This window comes from Bifidobacterium favimelis, from assembly GCF_037963085.1.
Taxonomy (GTDB): domain Bacteria; phylum Actinomycetota; class Actinomycetes; order Actinomycetales; family Bifidobacteriaceae; genus Bombiscardovia; species Bombiscardovia favimelis.
This window is the reverse complement of sequence record NZ_JBANDZ010000001.1, coordinates 564,089-579,363: the sequence shown is the minus strand read 5'-3', so window position 1 is coordinate 579,363 and position 15,275 is coordinate 564,089. Positions and strand designations below refer to the sequence as shown.

At 59.5% G+C, this 15,275-nt stretch carries 16 protein-coding genes, 1 tRNA gene and 1 pseudogene; 12 read left to right on the top strand and 6 right to left on the bottom strand.

The features are described 5' to 3' along the window. Positions 1 to 282: 282 nt before the first annotated feature. Positions 283 to 1,056 (top strand): (S)-acetoin forming diacetyl reductase, encoded by a 774-nt coding sequence (locus V6584_RS02315; protein WP_340468816.1) that lies wholly within the window; start codon positions 283 to 285, stop codon positions 1,054 to 1,056. Positions 1,057 to 1,097: 41 nt separating this feature from the next. Here the strand turns inward: V6584_RS02315 and V6584_RS02310 are convergent, their stop codons facing one another. Beyond that, positions 1,098 to 2,309 (bottom strand): MalY/PatB family protein, encoded by a 1,212-nt coding sequence (locus V6584_RS02310; protein WP_340468815.1) that lies wholly within the window; start codon positions 2,307 to 2,309, stop codon positions 1,098 to 1,100. Between the two features lie 1,019 nt (positions 2,310 to 3,328). After that, a complete protein-coding gene (locus V6584_RS02305) occupies positions 3,329 to 4,180 on the bottom strand; it encodes a beta-1,6-N-acetylglucosaminyltransferase (RefSeq protein WP_340468814.1) in 852 nt (283 codons plus the stop codon). Between the two features lie 405 nt (positions 4,181 to 4,585). Here V6584_RS02305 and V6584_RS02300 point away from each other — a divergent pair, with 405 nt between their 5' ends. From V6584_RS02300 to V6584_RS02265, 9 genes and pseudogenes are all read left to right on the top strand, one after another. After that, a complete protein-coding gene (locus V6584_RS02300) occupies positions 4,586 to 4,963 on the top strand; it encodes a hypothetical protein (RefSeq protein ID WP_340468813.1) in 378 nt (125 codons plus the stop codon). 401 nt (positions 4,964 to 5,364) lie between these two features. Then, a pseudogene (locus V6584_RS07935) lies at positions 5,365 to 5,430 on the top strand (zinc-ribbon domain-containing protein); the annotation flags it as partial. Between the two features lie 114 nt (positions 5,431 to 5,544). Next, positions 5,545 to 5,988, top strand: coding sequence for a hypothetical protein (locus V6584_RS02295; protein WP_340486160.1), 444 nt, complete (start codon positions 5,545 to 5,547; stop codon positions 5,986 to 5,988). A gap of 239 nt (positions 5,989 to 6,227) precedes the next feature. After that, positions 6,228 to 7,844: an AAA family ATPase gene (locus V6584_RS02290; RefSeq protein ID WP_340486157.1), complete on the top strand. Its 1,617-nt coding sequence runs from the start codon at positions 6,228 to 6,230 to the stop codon at positions 7,842 to 7,844. Between the two features lie 67 nt (positions 7,845 to 7,911). Next, positions 7,912 to 8,037 (top strand): hypothetical protein, encoded by a 126-nt coding sequence (locus V6584_RS02285; protein WP_340468810.1) that lies wholly within the window; start codon positions 7,912 to 7,914, stop codon positions 8,035 to 8,037. Continuing rightward, positions 8,027 to 8,197 (top strand): hypothetical protein, encoded by a 171-nt coding sequence (locus V6584_RS02280; protein WP_340468809.1) that lies wholly within the window; start codon positions 8,027 to 8,029, stop codon positions 8,195 to 8,197. Before V6584_RS02285 ends, V6584_RS02280 begins: the two co-directional genes overlap by 11 nt. Before the next feature lie 65 nt (positions 8,198 to 8,262). Next, positions 8,263 to 8,430 carry a hypothetical protein gene (locus tag V6584_RS02275; RefSeq protein ID WP_340468808.1) on the top strand — a complete coding sequence of 56 codons (168 nt, stop codon included), beginning with the start codon at positions 8,263 to 8,265 and terminating at the stop codon, positions 8,428 to 8,430. A 168-nt stretch (positions 8,431 to 8,598) separates the two neighbouring features. Then, the gene (locus tag V6584_RS02270) at positions 8,599 to 9,033 is read left to right on the top strand and encodes a hypothetical protein (RefSeq protein ID WP_340486154.1); all 435 of its coding nucleotides are present in this window, start codon (positions 8,599 to 8,601) and stop codon (positions 9,031 to 9,033) included. Between the two features lie 8 nt (positions 9,034 to 9,041). After that, positions 9,042 to 9,242, top strand: a complete 201-nt coding sequence (locus tag V6584_RS02265) for a hypothetical protein (RefSeq protein WP_340468806.1) — start codon at positions 9,042 to 9,044, stop codon at positions 9,240 to 9,242. Between the two features lie 174 nt (positions 9,243 to 9,416). Here V6584_RS02265 and V6584_RS02260 read toward each other — a convergent pair. Continuing rightward, a tRNA-Ile gene (locus tag V6584_RS02260) sits at positions 9,417 to 9,490 on the bottom strand. Positions 9,491 to 9,566: 76 nt separating this feature from the next. Further along, the gene (locus tag V6584_RS02255) at positions 9,567 to 10,178 is read right to left on the bottom strand and encodes an ECF transporter S component (protein ID WP_340468805.1); all 612 of its coding nucleotides are present in this window, start codon (positions 10,176 to 10,178) and stop codon (positions 9,567 to 9,569) included. Between the two features lie 531 nt (positions 10,179 to 10,709). On the opposite strand from V6584_RS02255, the gene ettA reads away from it, so the two are divergent. Together ettA and V6584_RS02245 are read left to right on the top strand one after the other, a co-directional pair. Further along, the gene (gene ettA / locus V6584_RS02250; protein ID WP_340468804.1) at positions 10,710 to 12,386 is read left to right on the top strand and encodes an energy-dependent translational throttle protein EttA; all 1,677 of its coding nucleotides are present in this window, start codon (positions 10,710 to 10,712) and stop codon (positions 12,384 to 12,386) included. Positions 12,387 to 12,568: 182 nt separating this feature from the next. Beyond that, a complete protein-coding gene (locus V6584_RS02245) occupies positions 12,569 to 13,492 on the top strand; it encodes an acyl-CoA thioesterase (protein WP_340468803.1) in 924 nt (307 codons plus the stop codon). 168 nt (positions 13,493 to 13,660) lie between these two features. Here the strand turns inward: V6584_RS02245 and V6584_RS02240 are convergent, their stop codons facing one another. Then, positions 13,661 to 14,206, bottom strand: coding sequence for a DUF3180 domain-containing protein (locus V6584_RS02240; protein ID WP_340468802.1), 546 nt, complete (start codon positions 14,204 to 14,206; stop codon positions 13,661 to 13,663). Continuing rightward, positions 14,203 to 15,264, bottom strand: coding sequence for a 2-amino-4-hydroxy-6-hydroxymethyldihydropteridine diphosphokinase (gene folK / locus V6584_RS02235; RefSeq protein ID WP_340468801.1), 1,062 nt, complete (start codon positions 15,262 to 15,264; stop codon positions 14,203 to 14,205). Before folK ends, V6584_RS02240 begins: the two co-directional genes overlap by 4 nt. Positions 15,265 to 15,275: the final 11 nt, after the last annotated feature.

Genomic DNA, 15,275 nt, shown 5'->3' with positions numbered 1-15,275 from the left:
TCGCCGGAATCCGAATCCCCGCTTCGACCCCGGCCTTTCACCGGCAAGTAGACCAACAGGCGGAGGTGGGATTTATTCCCGTCGGGGAGACGCTGCGCCGCAGGGAAACAAATTCGGGCAGAGTACCGGCATGATGACGGGAGGGCGCCGGAGGCAGGGTCAACGCGGAGGAAACCGCGGGGGCCGCAACCGGACCGACAGGGTCCCGTCTTATATAATTGCCGGCGTGGCCGATGAAGACGCGGCCTGGAGTACTACGACACGTACGACAAGGAGTTCCACATGGCACAGGAAGTAGCTTTCGTAACCGGCGCGGCACAAGGCATCGGGGAGGCAATCGCCCGCCGGCTGGCCACTGACGGCTTCGCCGTCGCGGTGGCCGACATGAACGCCGACAAGGCCAGGGAGGTGGCCGACTCCATCGTGCAGGCGGGAGGCAGGGCCGTGGCGGTGACCCTGGACGTGTCCAACAGGCTGGAGGTCCGGGCGGCCGTCCAGAAGTCGGCCAACCAACTGGGCGATTTCAACGTCATCGTCAACAATGCGGGCCTGGGGCCCACCACCCCGATCGATTCCATCACCCCCGAACTGTTCGACAAGGTCTACCACGTGAACGTGGCCGGCACCATCTGGGGGATTCAGGCGGCCGTCGAACAGTTCCGCGACCGCCACCATGGGGGCAAGATCATCAACGCCACCAGCCAGGCCGGCGTGGTCGGCAACCCCAACCTCATGCTTTACTCCTCCACCAAATTCGCCATCAGGGGGCTCACCCAGGTGGCCGCCAGGGACCTGGCCCCTGAGGGGATCACGGCCAACGCATACGCGCCGGGCATCGTCAAGACCCCGATGATGATGGACATTGCCCACCAGGTAGGCAAGAACGCAGGCAAGGACGATGCCTGGGGGATGTCCACATTCTCTGACGGAATCGCCCTGGGCAGGCTCTCAGAGCCCAGCGATGTGGCAAAGGCCGTCTCCTTCCTGGCCGGACACGACTCCGACTACATCACCGGGCAGACCCTGATCGTCGACGGCGGCATGCAGTTCCAGTGATGACCGAAGAGGGATAGGGCGGCAGGACCGATTCGGCCGGGTCAGGCCTTGAAGACATACCTGTCCAGACGGTCCATGGCCTCTTTCACCCGGCTCAGCGGGAGGGCCACGTTCATCCTGATGGCGCAAGGGGCCTTGAACTGGCGGCCGTCTTGGATGGCGACGCCCACGTCCCAGGCCGCCTTTTCCACCTGGTCCAGGCTCCTGCCGTGCTCCCGGCACCAGCGTGTGCAGTCGAGGAAGAGCATGTAGGTGCCCTCGGGCTTGGCCACCTCGACCCCGTCGAAATGGCTGGTGATGTAGTCGTAGGCGTAATCCACGTTACCCGTCAGCACCTGGCGGAGCTGGTCCACCCATTCCTCTCCCTCAGGTCTGTAAGCCCCTATCAGGGCGTGCATGGACAGGACGTTCATGTCGTTGTAGTGGGCCTTGGACCCCTTTGAATCCACACGGTCCCGCAGATACTTGTTGTAGATGATGTGGTAGGAGCCCACCAGGCCGGCCAGGTTGAAGGTCTTGCTGGGGGCGTAGAAGGCGGCCGTGCGGTTCCGGGCATCCTCGCTGACCGATTGGGTGGGGACGTGGCGGTGACCGGCCAGGATGATGTCGGACCAGATCTCATCCGAGATGACCACACAGTCGTTCTCCTTGTAGACCTCCATGGCCTTTTCGATCTCCCACCGCTCCCAGACACGACCGCAGGGGTTGTGCGGGCTGCAGAAGACGGCCACGTGGATGTTGTTCTCCTTGAGTTTGCGGTCCATGTCGGCGAAGTCCATCCTCCACACCCCCCTGTCGTCCTTCTTCAGGGGGCTGTGGACGATCCGGTAGCCGTTGTTCTCTATGCAGCCGGTGAAGCCCACGTAGGTAGGACTGTGCAGGAGGACGGCGTCGCCGGGGGCGGCGAAGGCGGTCAGGGTGGACACCACCCCGCCCAGCACCCCGTTCTCATAGCCGATGTCCTCGGCGCTCAGCCCCTGCACGCCGTTGCGCTCTCCCTGCCACCTGATGATCGAGTCATAATACTCGTCCGTAGGGCTGAAGTATCCGAAGGCCGGGTGCTTGGCCCTCTCGATGATGGCCTCCTGGATGGTGGGAACGGTCGGGAAGTTCATATCGGCCACCCACATGGGGATGACGTCGAACCCCTCCTTGGGGGGGTCGGGGGCGAATCCCGGCCTGGCCCCGAGCCCGTCCACCGCTATGGCATCCTTGCCGTGCCTGTCCATGATCGAAGTGAAGTCGTACTTCATCGCATTCCTTTCTCCATGCCGGGTCTGCCGGGTCATCGCCTCGCCCCTGTCCGCCCTCCCGGGCGGTAAGGCCGCCTGCAGGTGTCAGCACGTCTCGTCAGGCACGGACACCTGCAGGACCATTATCCGGCATCCCCCCGGATCGTGTCGGCACCGTCCCGGATGACGGTGATGAAACCCGCATGCCACCGTCTGGAGGCGACGGGGAAGCCTTCGGCAGGATTGACACCGGGACCGGTTAACGTCTATTGTGTTATCAGAGACTTATCTCTATACGGGGGAAACGTATACACGATGGTTCTATTGGACAAGGCCTGTCCGGATTGTCAAGATGGAGATGATATGTACAGGGTTTCCCCGATTCCAGGGCAATGTTGCCGTGCGAGCGCTTATGTCGAGACAAGGGTCCTTCATCATCTGAAACCGGTGTGTCCGCGTATATGAACTTGTGACTTCAAGGAGTCACTGCCGGACGGCCCGGGGCAAGGATGGACACGGGCAAGAACGCAGGCGGGCAGGAAGGGACGCGGAGGAGGTCTCTGAAACCAATCACCCCTCCGAATCCACGACCTGCATGATCCGCTTCGCGGTCCCTTCCCCCTGATCGAGCAGGGCGGTCCGAACATTAAAACGCGCCTGGCCCTATTTCCCCCGGCTTTCACAGGTTCCCGCCAAAACGAGAATCAGCGAAGCTAGGGCCAGGTCGCGAAGGGGCTGGTTTCGGATGCATCCGGGACCAGTCCCTTTCACTTTATCAACGTTCACCTGGATTGTGTACCGCCATCACAGGGTGGAGGGGCACATGATTACAGGGGGCTACTGCGCAGACAGACCGCCAGCCGCATGCAGGGACGGCCCGCATGGATGTGACCTGCATGAAAGGCTCCCCCATGTTGGTTTTCCGCCATGACCATGACCACCCAGCATTGGCATGAGGGCGATACAGGAAATTCGATCCATCAAAGAAACAGGACGACAGCACTGTCATGCGGCATATCGTTTGTGGATGGCAGCCCCCGTCAATGTCGTTTGTCGGACGCTATGACCTCATCAATGATTCGGCTGTCAATCACTTCGTCGAACTTCCGGGCGAAAAGCGCAGGCGAATTCGCCAACTCTTCTGCATCTGACTGAAGGAACGTGTATGGACCCCCTCGTTTCCAATCTATCAGGCGCGTATTTTGATAACCCTTCAAATCACATGATCTTGCGGCAAAGGGGGAATTGATAAGAATGGTCTGCATAAAGAGCTCATCGGGGCACAAGGCACTCTTGAACATATGTCGGATCGTCTGGCTTTCAGAAAGGACATACCTCGCAAAAGCATCAGTGATGCTGAACCAGTTAGGACCTTTGGCTAGCGGCATGTGTCGTTCCCTAATACGATCTACTCGCAAAAGGCGCTGGACGGCACGACAGGAACGTATGTGGAAGAGGGACCGACCCCCAAATATGCTGTTCTGCAAAGGATAGCGCCAGGCCACACGATTATAAGCTTCGGCACTCAGCGTGCCCAGAGACTCATTCTCCTCAACAGAGACATACTCGGTCCCTCTGTGCCGCCGAAAGAACGAAATGACATCATCGGCAGAGTGCAGGGGCAGGTCCAAACCAGAAATCAAATGATAATACGAATGTTCAGAGTCCGTCGCCGCCCGGAGGAGCGCCAATTCACATTCCACCTGCGAGTACCCGCCCCAGTAAACCTTCATAGGCGGTATCAGCTGGATACCTGCTTGGTGCACATAACATTCCGGCCTGAATGTCTTGCCCAGGCGTGACTTTGCATCTATGTGAAGGAAGATATCGTAACGTGGATCATCCAGCGCGGTCAATAACTTACCGAGCTGACAAGCGTTTCTGTCAGCCATTATGAGAATCGCTTGCTTTCCCTCACCCTCATCCGTGCCTCGCATACAACAATCAATACCATGCACCCCATCCACTGGCATCAAAACCCGCTCTTGTAATCACGCCGGAGACCGTCCAAACCTCGGTCCGCGCGCCTGATATGACCTGCCCAACCTTTAATCGAAGGATGCAAGACGACCTGATCGGGAAACCCACAACGCGGTATGGAAGACCGTGGATTCCGCTGACACGCACCGGGTATTCCAGATGGGCAGCATGCAGCCATGGCCGCCGGTTCACCCTATCCAAAATCGTGAAACATAACCAACACTTTAAAAACTGAACCGCATCTTGCGCCCTCTCCACCCTGGCATACCCTTCTGATACGCTTTGCCGAGTCACAGAAGGCAACCATCGGAGGAACAATGCCCAGTGTTCAGAAAGATTGGCGAGCTCTTATCGGTAATGCCTGCTGGTCGTGGATACTGTGCTGGATACCGCTGGCTTTCAAAGCCGTCATCATCGGCACGACGAACTATCGCTTCGATAACGCCTACACCCTGACCAAGGAGACCGGTGTCATAACCAAGCGGACCGAAAACGTCGACCTCCGTCGAGCAAAGATGATCAACGGTGAGGATAGCCCCTTCACTGGAGGAGTTATAACCATCGTGGAGAACTCCGGGCGTGAATATCGGCTCCCCTACATCAAGAACGCACGTAATACGGCGGTATCCTTGAGAAACATCGCTGAGGAAAACAGCCGCCGGGCAGGCGATGTCAGAAACGTAGTGATTAACTGATGAATTTCAGGTGAGAGACCCCGCTTTGGCGGGGTCCTTCTCATGATGGGTCCGCCCCATCGAAGGCGATTGGGAAGGGCCGGAATCCATAAATCGAGCGCATGACCCTGTGCACGGCCATGAAAGACGGACCGACGGAAGAAGCAGGCCGAGGAAGCCGTCATGCCAACACTCCATGATGACGGGCAGGGCGGATGCAATGCTTCAATCTGAAACATCAATGATATATGATTCTGCATGGTACAAAACGAATGCGGCAAGACCACAAGAGGCCCATCTGGTTTTCGGAAAATGGACGCGCACGGGTTCGCTATGCAGCCTTCAGTAGGGGTATAAGCAGGAATACGGAATTGTGTTCCTCCAAGTATTTGTCTTTTGGGGAAAATGGGGGAAGGGGATAGATGAACTGCAGCAACTGCGGAGCGACCTTGACTGATGGGACGAATTTCTGCCCAACCTGTGGCGCCAGGGTCCAAAGCCAGACCAACCCACAGCAACCCGTTGGAGCAAACACTGTTTACACCCAACCGGCACCAGTCCCCCAACAGGCACCGGCAGGTCCGCCTACACCCATCAACCAAATGAACTCCCAGGCGGATCCGGGCAATCCCGCTCCCTCTGCTGCGACGGCGGAAAAGAAATCCCACACATGGATTTGGGTCGTAGGGATAATCCTGGTCTTGCTGGCGGTGTCATACGGCATGTTGGGAAGAGGCGGGTTTACCGCATCGACTTCCAATCCGGCCTCCGCCAAGGATTTTTCGACGTATATCCTGAATAAGGGCTATAGCCCCAATAAAAGAACAGGCGCATATGACCTGCAGTTGCTGGGCTACACCAATGTCGATGATGGTGCCTGGTACGGAGATGGCGGCGGGCTCTATGATGCTGAAGTCTCCTGCAATGGGACCAATTACCATCTTCGGTACACATCCTCGGGTTCGGACAAGGGATGGCAGATTCTCAAGTTCATGCAACCCCAATACGGAATAGAAGACGATCTGCGCGCGTGCAGCGTTTCATGAGCATGAGTGCGCCACATGTCTCAAGCAGAATGCACAGACAGGGCCCCTGATAACCCTCGGTGAGGACGTATATGATTTGCAGAAGTTGCGGATTCGACTGTCTGCCGGCAGCGCGGTTTTGCGTGAAATGCGGTTTCCCGATCACGTATGAGGGGGAAAAGACCGCACACGAAGATCAAACCCAGGACTCATCCAACACATGGCATGTATCGGGCACTCGGACCGGTGCCTTCCTTTCCTTGAAAAGCGCGATTGACAGCATTGCATCCCGTCAGCCAGGATCGGAACCCTCCCGTCAGCCGATCATCATCATGGATCCAGGTTCATACGACATTTCGGATTTGAAAATCGGCACCGAGATGATAATCGAGGGGGCTCCGGGGAGCAAGATCTCCGATGTCGTTCTTACCGCGCAGGAAGGCTCACCGCTGTTACTGTGCAATACCTCAGAGTCGGGTGACGATCCTGCCGTCACGTTGCGGGGGTTGACCATTGACGCACATACGGTCGGATACGCTTCAGCCGAATCATGTGATTTCACGCAGAAGCTGACCGTTGTCGGCGGAACAATGACTGTCCGGAATTCCAGACTCGATTCTGTGCAAGTGCAAGATGGCGGCAAACTCCGTCTGATCAGGTGCATCGTCTCGGAAGGCATACAGGCACTCGAACCAGCTGAAGGCGAAGAAGAAACGGTTTTGTCGATTGAAGACGGCTGCATGATCCACGGGAGTTCCGAGCTGTGGTCGATCCAGACCTCACAGGCCATGATAGAAATCGAAAACTCAACCGTAGACGCGGGGATGTTCACAGAAGAATCCGTCGTCGTCATTTCTGATTCAACCCTGAAGGACTCTGACAACAACTATGGGGGAATGCCGTTGATAATGGACGGTAAGGCCATGACCCCGAATTTCCTCTTCTATCTTCCGGAAAGTTCTGCCATGAAGGTGCGTTCGGTGACCCTCAGCGACGGCACGGTCCTTGATGTTATGGATGATGATGCTGAGGCTTCGGCACGGAGCGTCGAAGAGAAAAAGCAAAGCGTCGAGACACTACTCGGTCAACTTGATGCACTCATAGGACTATCTTCCGTCAAAGAGGATGTCCGCAAACAGATGAACCTGATAGAGTTCCAGCAACAACGAGAAGCCCGGGGGTTGCCGGTCAATTCAGTATCCCACAATATGATTTTCGCCGGGAATCCAGGGACGGGCAAAACAACTGTGGCCAGAATCTATGGCAAGCTCCTGTATTCGCTCGGCGTGGTCGCCAAGGATACTTTCGTGGAAGCGGATCGTTCGAAACTGGTCGCAGAGTATCTGGGGCAGACAGCTGTGAAAACCAACAAGGTCATAGCCCAGGCCCGCGGAGGGGTTCTCTTCATAGATGAAGCATATGCCCTGTGCAACACCAACGGCTTCCGTCCCGATGAATTCGGGCAGGAGGCCATTGACACCTTGCTCAAGGCGATGGAAGACTATCGTGATGACATGGTTTTCATCCTTGCGGGTTATACAAGTGAAATGCATACATTCCTTGACGCCAATGCCGGAATCAAATCAAGAATCCCCAAATGGATAGTGTTCGATGACTACACACCTGACGAATTGGTGCAGATAGTCAAGAATTATGCAGACAGGGACGGGTACTCGTTCTCAGACGAGGTCGCCAAGTCCCTGAAAGAATATTTCACAGTGTCGGCCGGCGAACAGTATTTCGGCAATGCGCGATCCGCAAGGAACATCTATGAAAAAGCCATCGTCAACAAGGCCAGCAGGGAAATCAACGGGACGTCGTCAAGCGGAGACTTCACGACGCTGATCGCTGAGGATTTCCCGATTCTCTTGGGTTGATGGCTCTCTCCCGCAAACCAGGCCGGGACCCGAATGCGAACCGCGATTCCCGCTAGAGGTCGATTCGTTGCAGCTCTCCGCGGACGAGAAAATCCTGTACCTGCTGGACAGGATCAAAGCCTGCGACCGGACCCTGGTCGCATCCACCGACCCCTGCAAGAAGCAGGAGGAAGAGGGCGGCGTTGGACGCTGACCCGCATTGCCTGGAGGGAATCAAGACAACGACGACGTACGGGCAGATGCGACGGCAGGCGGACAACCTCGACGTGACCATAGCCAGCGTCCTTCTGCAGGGGAACATGGAAGGCTGCTACGACCGGCACGCCAACACGATCCTCATCGACCGGAACTGATCTACACGCAGAAACGGTGCACGCTCCTGCACGAGCCCATCCACTGGGTGCACAAGGACACCCCCGTGGACGGCGTCTACTGCGCCGGCGTCAGACACCGCACCAGACGGGAGACCGCATTGAAGCTGGTCGACCCGTTCGCATGCCGGACCGCCGAAGCCATGTACGAGGGCGCCCCGTATCAGATCGCATGCGAACTCGACGTGACCCTCCAAGTGATACAGGACTACTAGCGGCTGCTTGATTCAAGCCTGGCTGCTCCCGCAAAGCCGTTCTGAGCATTTGCCCAGGGTGACATGTCCACCTGATAAAGTGTCTTTCGTCATGGAAGACATGTGGAAGGATGCTCTATGTCTAACCCGGCATCGGGGAACGGGTACTACCCAGCTTATGATCAGCGCATGCCACTCTTGCCGGAAGACAGGATGGCATCAGACCTCAGGAAGTATAAGAAAAGGTCCAGGATCCTGGCCGTGAGTACCGGCATCCTGGCTGTGACCACGCTCATTTTCGGCGGGATTGTAGTGGCCGCTGAGGTGATCACCGTCGGGCAGAACCACAGCGCGCTCTCCAAAGTGTATGACTCATGCAAAGATGCCGACGCGGACTCCATGGCGCTCGCAGATCACAATTCGACTCTGACCGTCAACGAAACCGAAGGCATGGATGCCTATTCCTGTGTAGCCTCAGCTCTCCCCATACCCAAGGCCACACAGGCCAAGATCGGTGCCACAACGGGCTTTTCGGGCACTCAGACAGACTCTTGGGATGGGTACAAGGCCACGTGGTCATACAGCGGGGACAATGGCCTTACCTTGGTAATACAGAAAGACTAGGGGGTCTTATGAAGTTCGGCATGCGCACGCCGAGTGTGAGGCGTTCCATCAGCGCCCGCACGACGGGCAAATGGAAGCGGCAGGCGAAGAAGGCCCTCATCCCCGGATACGGGAAGAAGGGCATGGGCTGGATCAGGAACCCCAGGAAAGCCGCCTACAACAAGATCTACAAGAAGACAACCTTCAGCCTCTGGGACCTGTTCAAATAGATTAGATTCCCCTCAGCCTTCGGCCCCGCTTCGGCGGGGCTTTTCTTTTGCAGGGGGGGGGGATTCGGATTGCAATAAGGTATACATTTAGCATACATTTCGGTTCCCGACCCGCTGTATCCGGTTATGAATGAACCCCTGCAACCGTTGTGATTGCAGGGGTTCCGTACCGTGTGGGGCCTCAGGGGCTTGAACCCTGGACCGAACGATTATGAGTCGTTTGCTCTAACCGACTGAGCTAAGGCCCCATGTTGACCGCAGCCAACAGATAGATATTAGCAAAAGCCGTGCCCACGACATCCCCGCTTGACCGTCTCGGGCCCGTCAGCCCCTCCCCCTACCTGCCTGGAGTCCGTCCAGAGCGCCGGTGGACCGGATTGCCTTGAAGAGGAACCAACTGATGAGGCCGGGGAAGACCAGGCCGCTGATCAGCTCGCAGACGGTTCCGATCAGACCACGGGGGCTGAAGAAGGACACCCCCTGGTAGTAGAAGGCCAGGAGGAAGGCGTTATAGACGGCGGCTATCAGTATCCCTCCCAGGAGGGTCACGTCCAGGGTCCATCGCCTCCATCGGAAGATCCCGTATGCAACCTCGGCGCACAGAGCCTCCAACAGGGCCTCGATCAGGATCATGGGGCCGCTGTATGCATTGCCGGGCAGGATCTCGACCAGGACGCTGACGGCGCCTACGTAGACGGCGGCCCCGGGCTTGCGCAGGATCAGCAGGGCCAGGGTGCAGGGAAAGTAGAACAGCCCGTGCAGGAGGGAGGCCAGACCGGGCAGGAGGGCGGTCATCAGGGGGAAGATCCATGAGGAAAGGAGGCTGGCCGCCCAATTGACCAATCCGAAGACGGCACCCAGGCCGGCCCCCACTGCTATGTCAAGCGGTCTCCACCGCAGGGAGCGACGGATGCCCGCCGGTTCAATCGTCTTCATAAAAGCCCTCCATCTTCCAGGCTTGATCCTCAGGACCGGTGGATCCCGCTTCCCGGCCACAAGACCTCACCCGACAAGGGCAGGTACTGGCCGAAACCGGTTGCGCGACTTATTACGGTCCCTGCGAATCGTCCATACGCACAGCGATATCCGGAAGGGTCCGTAAGGAACCCCGTCCCAAGCGTCCCTTGACCTGCGTATGACGGGCGGGAACGCTGCCCATAAGACTACGCCAGCCGAGGGCTTGCCAGGTCATCCTCCGGCTGAAGAGAGAAGAAGGTCACACACATCAGAGGAAAACAGGCAGATCCGGGAGAACCGCCCGCCAGGGGATGACCGAACCGCACAGGGGCCTATGCCCCGCCCCCGTCGGACGGGGTCACAGATGGGCCGGGGCGGGTGAAACGGAAACCATCCCCCTCCTGTCAGCCGCCCGCTGAAGCAGGCCATAGACCCTGGTGAAGTCTGAAGTTTCCACTAGACTGGAACCCAGTGTAAAAGCTCGATTTCTATATTCTGTGAGGTAGCCACTTGGCTGAATTCATCTATCAAATGATCAAGGCCCGTAAGTCCTTCGGGGACCGTGTGATCCTGGACGACGTGACCCTGAGCTTCCTGCCCGGGGCCAAAATCGGCGTCGTCGGCCCCAACGGGATGGGCAAGTCCACCCTTCTGCGGATCATGGCCGGCCTGGACACGGTCAGCAACGGGGAGGCCCAGCTGACCCCCGGTTACACGGTGGGCATCCTCCAGCAGGAGCCTCCGCTGGACGAAGACAAGACCGTGGGCGAGAACATCAAGATGGCCTTCGGCGACATCATGCAGAAGGTGGACCGCTTCAACCAGATCGGCGAGGAGATGGCCAATCCGGATGCCGACTACGATGCCCTGATGGCCGAGATGGGCAAGTTGCAGGAGCAGATAGACGCGGCCGATGGGTGGGATCTGGACTCCCAGCTGGAACAGGCCATGGATGCCCTCCAGTGCCCTGATCCGGATACCCCCGTCTCCGTCATCTCCGGCGGCGAGCGCCGCCGTGTCGCCCTCTGCCGCCTTCTGCTGGAGGCCCCCGACCTCCTCCTCCTGGATGAGCCGACCAACCATCTGGATGCCGAATCCATACTCTGGTTGGAACAGTTCCTCCACACTTACAAGGGAGCCGTCCTGGCCGTGACCCACGACAGGTACTTCCTGGACAACGTGGCCGAGTGGATCTGCGAGGTCGACCGTGGCCACCTCTACCCCTACCAGGGCAACTACACCACGTATCTGGAGACCAAGGCCAAGCGTCTGGAGATCCAGGGCCAGAAGGACGCCAAGATGGCCAAGCGGCTCAACTCCGAACTGGAGTGGGTCCGCTCCTCTCCCAAGGCCCGCCAGGCCAAGAACAAGGCCCGTCTGGAACGCTATGAGCAGATGGAGAACGAGGCCAGGAACAACAAGAAGCTGGACTTCTCCGAAATCCAGATTCCGCCGGGGCCCCGCCTGGGTTCCAAGGTCCTGGAGGCCGAACACATCCACAAGGCCTTCGGCGACCGGGTCCTGATCGACGATCTGAGCTTCACCCTCCCCCGCAACGGGATAGTCGGCGTCATCGGGCCCAACGGGGTGGGCAAGTCCACCCTCTTCAAGACCATCGTCGGATTGGAACCCCTCACCTCCGGGACCCTGGAGGTCGGTGACACCGTCAAGATCTCCTACGTGGACCAGAACCGCGAGGGCATCGACCCCAACAAGAACCTCTGGGAGGTGGTCTCGGGCGGCCTTGACTTCATCGAGGTGGCCGGTATCGAGGTGCCCACCCGCGCCTACGTGGCCTCCTTCGGATTCAAGGGGTCCGACCAGCAGAAGCCCGCCGGCGTCCTTTCGGGCGGTGAACGGAACAGGCTGAACCTGGCCCTGACCCTGAAGCAGGGGGGCAACCTCCTCCTCCTGGATGAGCCCACCAACGACCTGGACGTGGAGACCCTGGAGAGTCTGGAGAACGCCCTTCTGGCCTTCCCCGGCTGCGCCGTGGTCATCTCCCATGACCGCTGGTTCCTCGACAGGATCGCCACCCATATCCTGGCCTGGGAGGGCACGGACGAGAACCCCGCCAACTGGTACTGGTTCGAGGGCAACTTCCAGGCCTACCAGGAGAACAAGGTCCAGCGGCTGGGCGAGGAGGCCTCCAGGCCCCACCGGATCCACCGCAAGCTGACCCGCTGATGCGGGTCGCCACGACAGACATGTCGTGAGGGACCGGGAATAATTGCGGGAAACGGCGTCTGGCAGCCTGGGGAGGCCGCCGGACACCGCAAGAGCCGCCGAATATCGCAGGCGGCAGGGGAAAATGACGGAATTCATGTGGTGGCATGGGCATGCCCAACAGAGGGGGAATGAGGATTCATATGAGGCAGAAGCAGGAACCGACGCCCTTGGAGAAGGTGGTCAAGGTACTCGACGTGGCCAGGGAGGGAGAGGATGCCGGTCAGGCGACCTTCAAGGGAGAATCCCTCTACTTCCCCACCAAACGGATCTATGGGGGCCAGATCATCGCCCAGTCGATCATGGCCGGGGCCGCCACCGTCCCTGAGGGCAGGGTCCCCAACTCCATCCATGGATACTTCATCCGCACGGGGAGCATCGAGGAAGAGGTGGGCCTGGACGTGACCACCCTGCGGGACGGTAGGTCCTTCTCCTCCCGCCGTGTGGACGTGGCCCAGTCCAGGGGACCGATCCTGACCACCATCGCCTCCTACCAGGAGGCAGGCCAGCATGGTGTTGAATTCGCCGACCCCATGCCGGCCGACCTGCCAGACCCTGAGAATCTGACCAGCGCCAAGGACCTGATGAGGCCCTACGCGGACAAGTCGGCCTTCGCCGACTACTACGTGACCCAGTCCGCCTTCGACATCCGCCACGTTGGCAAAACGGTCCTCATGGGCGTGGACAAGGAGGCCCTGGCCAACGATTCAGCCAAGCAGATGGTCTGGAGCCGGACGGATGGCAGGGTCCAGGTCTCCCAGACCATGAACCGGGCCATGCTGGCGCTGGAGTGTGACCAGATCATGATGGAACCCGCCCTGAGACGGTCAGGTCTGGGCATCGCCACCAAGGGGATATCATTCGCCTCCATCGACCACTCCATGTGGTGGTATGAGGACATCGACCTGGGCGAGTGGCACCTCTACGTGCAGGACGCCCCCGTGGCCGACCACGGACGCAGCCTCTGCGTGGCCAAGGTCTACACACAGGAGGGGGCCCTGGCCGCCGTCATGGTCCAGGAGGCCATGATCCGCATCCCTCAGGGGCAGGATGGCACCCGCTCCTGAGGAAGACTGAGGCCAAAAGAAGATTCATTGAACCCGACATAGACCAGGGGCCCCGTTCCAGACGGATGATCCGTAGGGACGGGGCCCCTCTAACGGCGGCGCCACCTGGTCATGTGCCAGACACGGCCCCTGACCTAATGCCTGACCGGAATCAGCCCCTGAACGGGTTCATCGCCGCACGGATGGCTGCCCGCCCTTGTCTTCCGTCTTGCCTGCGGCCCCGACCATGCGCCGCCTGCGGTTGCGCTTGGACTCGGGGCTTTCCGGGCCATCATCCGGAGGCAGCTGGCAGAGCCACTCCCCTATGATTCCGATGATCACGTCCACCAGGCAGACCAGGGCTGTGACGGAGCACCGCAGGACGACATTCGCATAATAAGGTGCCTCCATCCTCCCCAGACACATGAGAGCCTGGGCACCATACCAGCCCAGGAGGGCCGAACAGGCCAGGGACAGTGATTTGGACAGGAGCAAGACGTTCACGGCGAATCTGGAATCCAGACGTCGCCGCTCCCCCTTGGCGTACCTGTGGACCTGGATGGCCATGATCAGGATGGCCGCCCCCAGGAAGAAGAGGAGGGCAGGTACGATCCAGGGGGTGCCCATCAGGTCGGTCCGGGTGGACTGGCTGTATTTCGACAGGCCGAGGCCTGCCAAAAGGCCCAGGGCCAGGGCCACGAAGTAGTAGATGACGGGCGTCCGACGTGCCTTCATGCGGCACCACCCACTATCCAGTCGTCCGACACCTTGCGCAGGGCGTTGATGTCGGGGGCCTGTTCGAGAAGGAGTCCGATGGGGCCGCCGTCGTTCCCCGGCAGGACGGCATCGGGTTCCAGGTCCTTCCAGGGGGCCAGGACCCCGGCCCTCCTGCCCGCCAGGATATGGGGCAGGCGGAGATCGCCTTCGTCGAGTTCGATGCCGTCGTAGTCCACGATGTCAAGGTCAAGGGGGTAGGACCCCCAGCGGATCCTGTGGGAGCGTCCGTGCGCCGACTCGATCATCTGCAGGCCGGACAGGAGGTTGTGCGGGGCCAGTTTGGTCTCCAATATCACCACGGCGCACAGGTAGTCCGTCGGTTCCGTGGTATGGAGTGAGTACAGAGGTGAGATGCCTTCTATCTGGCTGCCCGGTATCCCGTCCATGGAAACAACGGCCTCATACATGGCGCGTTTGACGTCACCGAGGTTCCCGGTCATGGAGACCACGGCATGGTGGGTGGCCCCTGCCTGCCCGAAGGACCGCTCCTCCCCCTCGCCGGCAAGGACCTGCCGCGGCCGCCTGTTGCGTGCGCTGTCCGGGTATTCGTCGTAAGTGTTTCTGACAAGTGCCGGGTGTCCGGCAGGGCCGACGACCACCTCCTCCCGCCGTGAGGAATCGCAGGCCTGGGCCGCCGAGACCTGGGAGGCCGATGTGACCTCCTCGCCGTCAGCAGCCCTTTCCAGGGTGACGCTGACATCGAAGTCGACCCCCATACCCGTGTCGGCCCCCAGACGGGTGACGGTCACCCGGGTGCGCCTGACCTGGTGTGAGAGGAGGATGGCATGGGCCACCTTGGCGGTAAGGGTCTCCAGGAGTCCGAAGGGTTCGTGTTCGATCAGGGAGGTGATCCGATGGGCCACCTGGACGTAGTCCACCGTATGGGTGGGGTCGTCCAGACGTTCGGCCTCGCTCAGGTCCAGGTAGAGGACGGCATCGACCATGTAGGTGAATCGCTCACCATGACTTGGCTGCGAGGGCACTGCGCGGATGCCGCTCAGTCGAATCGAGTCCATGCAAGAACCCC

What these genes read in the sequence shown, in the direction of transcription:
- V6584_RS02315 (WP_340468816.1), top strand. Translation starts at nt 283, where the DNA reads ATGGCACAGGAAGTAGCTTTCGTAACCGGCGCGGCACAAGGCATCGGG.
- V6584_RS02310 (WP_340468815.1), bottom strand. Translation starts at nt 2,309, where the DNA reads ATGAAGTACGACTTCACTTCGATCATGGACAGGCACGGCAAGGATGCC.
- V6584_RS02305 (WP_340468814.1), bottom strand. Translation starts at nt 4,180, where the DNA reads ATGGCTGACAGAAACGCTTGTCAGCTCGGTAAGTTATTGACCGCGCTG.
- V6584_RS02300 (WP_340468813.1), top strand. Translation starts at nt 4,586, where the DNA reads ATGCCCAGTGTTCAGAAAGATTGGCGAGCTCTTATCGGTAATGCCTGC.
- V6584_RS02295 (WP_340486160.1), top strand. Translation starts at nt 5,545, where the DNA reads ATGAACTCCCAGGCGGATCCGGGCAATCCCGCTCCCTCTGCTGCGACG.
- V6584_RS02270 (WP_340486154.1), top strand. Translation starts at nt 8,599, where the DNA reads ATGCCACTCTTGCCGGAAGACAGGATGGCATCAGACCTCAGGAAGTAT.
- V6584_RS02265 (WP_340468806.1), top strand. Translation starts at nt 9,042, where the DNA reads ATGAAGTTCGGCATGCGCACGCCGAGTGTGAGGCGTTCCATCAGCGCC.
- V6584_RS02255 (WP_340468805.1), bottom strand. Translation starts at nt 10,178, where the DNA reads ATGAAGACGATTGAACCGGCGGGCATCCGTCGCTCCCTGCGGTGGAGA.
- V6584_RS02245 (WP_340468803.1), top strand. Translation starts at nt 12,569, where the DNA reads ATGAGGCAGAAGCAGGAACCGACGCCCTTGGAGAAGGTGGTCAAGGTA.
- V6584_RS02240 (WP_340468802.1), bottom strand. Translation starts at nt 14,206, where the DNA reads ATGAAGGCACGTCGGACGCCCGTCATCTACTACTTCGTGGCCCTGGCC.
- folK (WP_340468801.1), bottom strand. Translation starts at nt 15,264, where the DNA reads ATGGACTCGATTCGACTGAGCGGCATCCGCGCAGTGCCCTCGCAGCCA.